Raw genomic sequence first — 6,692 nt, 5'->3', positions numbered from 1 at the left:
CCCGTTAAACCACGCTGGCCGGAATTCGACAGGGATTTGGGGGGTAAACCGGCAGGGATGCCGGGTTAGCCGCCCCGCGCCATGGATGGCGCGTGGCGGCGGCCCCCCAAATCCATGGCGGATTACGGGCACACCGAGCCTAGGCGAGGTGCCGAGTGGTGGGGCAAGAGCGCTTTGGTTACTTTCGCCTGGGCCGGCATTCCGGCTTTTCGAAAGTGACCCGCTGTAAGAGCGGAACCCATAGTGGCCGTTACCTAAATAACGGATATGTACTCGGTCTGATCCAGCATCCCGGTCGGCCCTGAGGCCGCCATCGGGAGCAAGCCCCCTCCCACATTCAGCTGTGTGTGGGTATCGGCTTGCGCATCAGGCTCCCCACCATCAGCGCGCCCAGCAACCCCAATAAACCCGCCACCCACAACACCCCGCTGAACCCACCCACAAACGCCTGCCGCGCCAGCGGTTGCACTGTTACTCGCGCTGCTTCGGGCACCAAGTCCAGCGCCGCGGACATATCACCGGCTACCACCCGCGAAGCAATACCCGCCACCTGCGCCTGCCACTGCGGGTCGATACTCGCGCTCAGCAACTGTTCGCTGTGGCTGCTCAGCAATGCGCCATACACGCCGATGGCCAACATGATTGCGCTGAAGCGCATGGTGGTGCTCATGCCCGAGGCCATGCCCGCGCGATCCCGCGGCACGCAGGCCATGATGTTTTTCTGCGTGTCGCCATTGAGTAACCCCGCGCCTGCACCGGTGACGGCGATCGCCAGGGCAAAGGGCAGATAGCCGCCGGCCTGCACGGCCCACGCGCTCAACAGATTGCCGCAGCCCACCAGGGTCAAGCCACTCGCCATCATGGTCGCCGGTGTGAAGCGTGCCGCCAGACGTACACCGACGCGCGGGCAGATCAGCATGGTCAAGGCAAACGGCAACATGCCCAGGCCCGAGGCAATCGCGGAGAAACCCAGGCCGTTCTGCAGGTAGAACGGCAGCAACGTCATCATCACCTGGGCGCAACCGGCGTAGGCAAACATGCCGAGCAAGGCGCCGATAAAGCGTGGGTGCCGAAACAGCTGCAAGTCCACCATCGATCGCTGCTGCAGGTGCTCGACCAGCACAAACACACCCATCAGCAGCCCACCGCCGAGCAGGCGAGCGTAGGTCAGCGGGCTATCCCAACCGATGCGATTGGCCTCGATCAGCCCCCAGATCAGGCACAGCAAGCTGCCACTGAACGCCAGGCTGCCCCAGGGATCCAGACGCGCCGATCGGGTATCGCGGGACTCGGGAATCGCCCGCAGCACCAAGGCCATCAGTACCAGCCCCACCGGCAGGTTGAGATAGAAAATCCAGCGCCAGCCCAGGTACTCGGTAATCAAACCGCCCAGGGTCGGCGCCGCGGTCATCGCCACGCCCATGCACGCGCCCCAGAACGCCCAGGCCTTGGCGCGTTCTATTTCATCGTGGAAGGTATGCCCGATAGACGCCAGTGCCGAGGTCAGCAGCAGCGCCGCACCCACCCCCTTCACGGCCCGGGCGATGTCCAGCCACAGCGCGGTGGGTGCTGCGCCGCAGCCCAGGGAGGCGAGGATGAAAATACCCAGGCCCCAGACCAGGGTTTTCTTGCGGCCAAAGCGGTCGGCGATACTCCCGGCCGGCAACAACAAGGCGGCGAACGCCAGCATATAAGCGCTGACGACCCACTCGATATCGGCAAAGTTGGCGCCCAGGTCGCGGGCGATGCTCGGCAGCGTGACGGCAACGATGTTGGTATCCAGCACGATCAACGAGCAGACAGCGGAGGCGGTCACCAGCGTCAGGCGTGGACTGACCCGGCTCACAAGCAAATTACCTGGTAGGCAATACGGAAATCTCGGTTGACTTGCATCGCAAGGGCTCTCTAGTGTTCAGGTACTGCGAGCTTATCCCTGGCGAATCACATTTTTGTTAGGCACCAGGAAGTACTTCATTACCTTTGAGCTAATACTGCCATGGAAATCCGCCATTTTCGTTACTTCCTGGCCGTGGCCCGGCAGCGCAATTTCACCCGCGCCGCCGAGCAATTGGGCATTGCGCCGCCGACCCTGAGCCGGCAAATCCAGGACATGGAAACCAGCCTGGGCACGCGCTTGTTTGTCCGCCGGCAGCGCGAAGTCAGCCTCACCGAAGCGGGTGCCGCGCTGCTGAGCGAGGCCGAAGCCGCCGTGCGCCAATTCGAGTTCGCACAGCGCAATGCCCAGCGCGCCGGGCGTGGCGAGATCGGGCATATTGAGTTGGGTTACGTGGCCTCGGCGCTGTACTGCGGGCTGTTGCAGCGCCAGGTACGGGGGTTCAGCCAGGCGTTTGCCGATGTGAACGTGAACCTGCGCGAATGGGCTATGGCTGCGCTACCGGGCGCGGTGGCAGATGGGCGCTGCGATATCGGTTATATCCGTTCGCCGATGACTCTGCCGGACGGCGTGGAGGCGGTGCGCCTGGACAGCGAAGGCTTTGTGCTGGCGCTGGCCCATGATTCCTGGCTGCTGGGGCTTAAGGCAATCACCTGCGAGCACCTGGAAAACGAGACGTTTATCTTGCCGGAACAAATCAGCGGCACCTTGCATGTCGCCGCCCAGGGCGGCTACGCACCGCGCCTCGGCGCGCAGCCGGGCGGGTTGGTGGCGGTGGTGGCCCTGGTGTCGTTGGGGCAGGGGGTTGCGGTAGTGCCGGCATCGATGGTCGGGCATGTGAGCCTGCCGGGCGTGGTGTATCGCAATATCCAGGGCAATGAGGCGTCGTCGTGGTTGTCGTTGATTTACCGGCGTTTTGAAAAAGCGCCGGCGGTGGCGCGGTATATCCAGCAGGTCAAGCAGTCAGTCGCGGCTGTACCGAGTCGGCCAGGCGCGTAAGAATCAGGCAGCACGACACCGCCCCGGCGTCCAGCACCCCGAGAGAGCGCTCGCCCAGGCGACTGGCGCGGCCGATCTTGGCCACCAGGTCCTTGGTCGAATCGCGCCCCTGGGAGGCGGCGGTTTTCATCGCCTCCAGCGCATCGTTGAAAGACGCCCCGGATGCATGTGCCTGTTCAAACGCCTCTACTGCAGGAATAAGGGTATCCATCAGGCACTTGTCGCCCACGCCCGCCTCGGTGATGTCCTGCAGTGAAGTCAAGCCGCCGCGCAACAGATGGGCGAAGGTCGCGGCGTCGATGTCTTCACAATTGCGCACTTCGTCGGCCATGCCAATAAACAGGCTGCCATACAGCGGGCCCATGGAGCCGCCGATGCCTTCCATCAGGCTCAGGGTCAGTTCATCCAGGGCTTGGGCCAGGCTCAGTTGGCGGCCTTCGATAGTGCGACCGCAGTGGGCGAAGCCCTTGGCCATGTTGATGCCGTGGTCGCCGTCGCCAATGGCGCCGTCGACCTCGCTGAGGTATTCGCGATTGGCCACGATGACGCTGACCAGGTCGGCGACGATGGCGCTGCCGTCACGGGTGGAAAAGTGCTGGCTCATGTTTACTCCGCCTGGGTCATGCCGATGGAACGGCAGGGTTGGTCGATCAGGGTTTTCAGCTCGGCGTCGAGGCCGAGCAGGGTCAGGGTCACGCCCATCATTTCCAGGGAGGTGAAGTAGTTGCCGACGTAGCAACGGTGAATCTTCAAGCCCTTGGCCTTGAGTTGTTTTTCCACCTCGGCGTAGAAAATGTACAGCTCCATCACTGGCGTGGCGCCAAGGCCCGAGACCAGCACCACCACACTGTCGTCCTGGCTGAAGTCGCGGTCGGCCAGGATCGGCGCAAGCATGCGCTCGGCCATGGCCGCAGCCGGTTCAATCGGAATGACTTCGATGCCCGGCTCGCCATGATGGCCGATGCCCAGTTCCATCTGGCCGTCAGGGATTTGGAAGTTCGGCTTGCCCACGGCGGCGATGGTGCAGGGCGTGAGGCCGATACCGATCGAGCGGCACTGGTCGACGGTTTTCTGCGCGACGCGAATCACCCCGTCCAGGTCGTAATGCTGGGCGGCGGCGGCACCGCCGATCTTCCACATGAAGATTTCCCCGGCCACTCCGCGACGTTTGGCGATATCGGCCTTGGGCGCCGAGGCCACGTCGTCGTTGGCCACCACGGTGCGGATGCGCATGTCTTTGCTGGCGGCCATTTTCATCGCCAGCTTGACGTTCATATTGTCGCCGGCGTAGTTGCCATACAGGCAGGCTACGCCCGCGCCATGGTCGGCGGCGCGGAAGGCGTCGAAAAAGCTCTTGGCGGTGGGCGAGGAGAAAATCTCGCCGACGGCCACGGCGTCTACCAGGCCCGGGCCGACATAGCCGAGGAACGCCGGCTCATGCCCGGAGCCGCCGCCGGTGACGATGCCGACCCGACCCTGGCCGGAGGGCAGGGCCTTGACGATGACCCGTGGGTTGGTTTCGTACTGGCGCAGTTCGGGGTGCGCGACCAGGATGCCGCGCAGCATGTCTTCGACCACTTGGTCGGGATCGTTGATGACTCGATTCATAACGCGGGTTCCTGTTGTTGTTCTAAAGGGCGACACCAATCCATTGTGGGAGCTGGCTTGCCTGCGATGGCGGTGTGTCAGTTGGCGAATCTTTATCTGATACACCGCCATCGCAGGCAAGCCAGCTCCCACAGGGTTGTGCGTTGTTGCTGCAATCAGGGTTCGAGGACCACTTTGAGCGATTTATCGCCGCGCTCCATCACCGCAAACGCCTCCTTGAAGTCCGCCAGTGCAAACTTGTGGGTCACCACATCGCGCATGTCGATTTTGCGGTTGCCGATAAAGTCGATGGCTCTCGGGTACATATAGGGCCCCAGGTGCGAGCCGAGGATGTCCAGCTCCTTGCGATCGCCAATGATCGACCAATCGACCGTGGCCTCGTCATTGAACACGCTGAACTCGACGAAGCGCCCCAACTTGCGCAGCATCGCCAGCCCCTGGTTGACGGCCTTGTGGTGCCCGGTGGCTTCGATGTAGATGTCGCAGCCGTAGCCGTCGGTGATCTCGCGGATTTTGGCCAGCACATCGACCTCGGCCGGGTTCCAGACTTCGTCGGCGCCCATGCGCAGGGCGAGGGCGGCGCGCTCGGGTTTCATGTCCAGCACGATAAGCTTTTTCGGGTTGCGCAATCGCACCGCGCCGATGATGCCCAGGCCCAAAGTGCCGGCGCCTGCGACCACCACAATGTCGTCATGGTCGACGTCGGCGCGCTCCGCGGCGTGCAGCGAGCAGGCCAATGGCTCGATCAGGATCGCTTCATCGGGGGCGATGGATTCCGGCACTTTGTGGATGATGCCTTCCTTGGTGAAAATCATGTACTGGGCCATGGCGCCCTGCACATTATTCTGGAAGCCATACAGGTCATGCTTCTGGCACATCCAGTACTGGCCGTGGTTGCAGAAGCGGCAACCCCAGCATGGCACGATCTGTTCGGAAATCACCCGGTCGCCGACCGCCACGCCGCGCTTTTCGGCGCCTGGGCCAAGGGCGACCACACGGCACACGAACTCATGCCCGGGAATCATCGGCGGCTTCACATAGCGCGGTTGCTCGGCATCGCCCCAGAACGACGGCGCGCCGCGATAGGTCTTGATATCGCCCATGCAAATGCCGCACAGCTCGACCTTGGTCAGGATCTCGTCGGGGCCGGGGGTGGGCACGTCGACGGTTTCCAGGCGGTAGTCTTCCGGGCCGTGGCAGACCACGGCCTGCATGGTTTTCGGGATGCTCGGGGCGAGTTGTTCAGGTGTGCGTTCGGTGACAGTGGACATGACAAAACCTCACGACATAACGATGAATTACTGAATGCTGTAGCCGCCGTCGATCACCATGTTGGCGCCGGTGATCATCTGCGCGGCATCGCTGAGCAGGTACAGCGCCAGCCCGGCGATTTCTTCCGGCTGGGCAAAGCGACCTGCCGGGATCTGCAATTTGGCCCGCTCACCCACGTCGCCGGCCCAGGCTTTTTTGCCCAGGGCGGTTTCGACGATGGTGGGGGAGATGGCGTTGACGTTGATCTGCGGCGCCCATTCCATGGCCAATACCTTGGTCATGCCGACGATGGCGGCTTTGCTGGCGCAGTAGGCGACGTGACGGTCCAGGCCAATCACAGCGGCCTGGGACGCCAGGTTGACGATGCGCCCGCTGCCTTGGGCGAGCATATGTCTGGCGCAGGCCTGGGCCACGAAGAAACTCGCCTTGAGGTTGATGTCCAGGGTAGTGTCCCAGGCGCTTTCGCTGACCTCGATGGCTTTGTCCAGCAACACCACGCCTGCGCTGTTGATCAGGTAATCCAGGCGTTGGAAATGTGTGAATACGCGGTCGATGGTGGGTTGTATCTGGCCGACCTGGCCGAGGTCGACGGCAATGCCCAGATGCCCGGCACCCAGGCGGGTGGCCACTTCGACCACCGCCGGGTCGCGGTCGAGCAGTGCCACCCGCGCACCACGTTCCACCAGCAGGGTGGCGCAGGCCAGACCAATGCCGGCGGCGCCACCGGTGATGACCGCGCAACGGCCGCTGAGGTCGAAGGCTTGGTTCCAGAAACCAGACATGAATAACTCCCGTTACAGATCAAAAGGTAGAACGCGGTCCAATGTGGGAGCTGGCTTGCCTGCGATTGCATCGACCCGGTCTACCTGATGCACCCAGGTGCCTGCATCGCAGGCAAGCCAGCTCCCACAGTTGACTG

General features: G+C 63.1%; 6 protein-coding genes. 1 reads left to right on the top strand and 5 read right to left on the bottom strand.

Annotated elements, in window-relative coordinates:
- Positions 1-337: 337 nt before the first annotated feature.
- Entirely contained in the window at positions 338-1,846 is a 1,509-nt protein-coding gene (locus E3O56_RS03650; RefSeq protein ID WP_248127880.1) for an MFS transporter, read from the bottom strand.
- A gap of 150 nt (positions 1,847-1,996) precedes the next feature.
- Between E3O56_RS03650 and E3O56_RS03645 the strand changes: the two genes are divergently transcribed.
- Positions 1,997-2,893, top strand: a complete 897-nt coding sequence (locus tag E3O56_RS03645; protein WP_103734363.1) for a LysR substrate-binding domain-containing protein — start codon at positions 1,997-1,999, stop codon at positions 2,891-2,893.
- Here the strand turns inward: E3O56_RS03645 and dhaL are convergent.
- The 4 genes from dhaL to E3O56_RS03625 all read right to left on the bottom strand — a co-directional run bounded on the left by dhaL (position 2,850) and on the right by E3O56_RS03625 (position 6,555).
- Positions 2,850-3,497: a dihydroxyacetone kinase subunit DhaL gene (gene dhaL, locus E3O56_RS03640; RefSeq protein ID WP_005788858.1), complete on the bottom strand. Its 648-nt coding sequence runs from the start codon at positions 3,495-3,497 to the stop codon at positions 2,850-2,852. The genes E3O56_RS03645 and dhaL overlap by 44 nt on opposite strands.
- A 2-nt stretch (positions 3,498-3,499) precedes the next feature.
- Positions 3,500-4,501, bottom strand: coding sequence for a dihydroxyacetone kinase subunit DhaK (locus E3O56_RS03635; protein WP_248127879.1), 1,002 nt, complete (start codon positions 4,499-4,501; stop codon positions 3,500-3,502).
- 155 nt (positions 4,502-4,656) lie between these two features.
- Positions 4,657-5,772, bottom strand: coding sequence for an alcohol dehydrogenase catalytic domain-containing protein (locus E3O56_RS03630; protein ID WP_032803582.1), 1,116 nt, complete (start codon positions 5,770-5,772; stop codon positions 4,657-4,659).
- A 27-nt stretch (positions 5,773-5,799) separates the two neighbouring features.
- Positions 5,800-6,555 carry an SDR family oxidoreductase gene (locus E3O56_RS03625; protein ID WP_248127878.1) on the bottom strand — a complete coding sequence of 252 codons (756 nt, stop codon included), beginning with the start codon at positions 6,553-6,555 and terminating at the stop codon, positions 5,800-5,802.
- Between the last annotated feature and the right edge of the window lie 137 nt (positions 6,556-6,692).

Origin of the sequence: Pseudomonas sp. W2Aug9, assembly GCF_023127755.1 — a bacterium.
GTDB classification, from domain to species: domain Bacteria; phylum Pseudomonadota; class Gammaproteobacteria; order Pseudomonadales; family Pseudomonadaceae; genus Aquipseudomonas; species Aquipseudomonas synxantha_A.
Note: the sequence above shows the minus strand (reverse complement) of the source record. Positions and strands in the feature narration are given on the sequence as shown.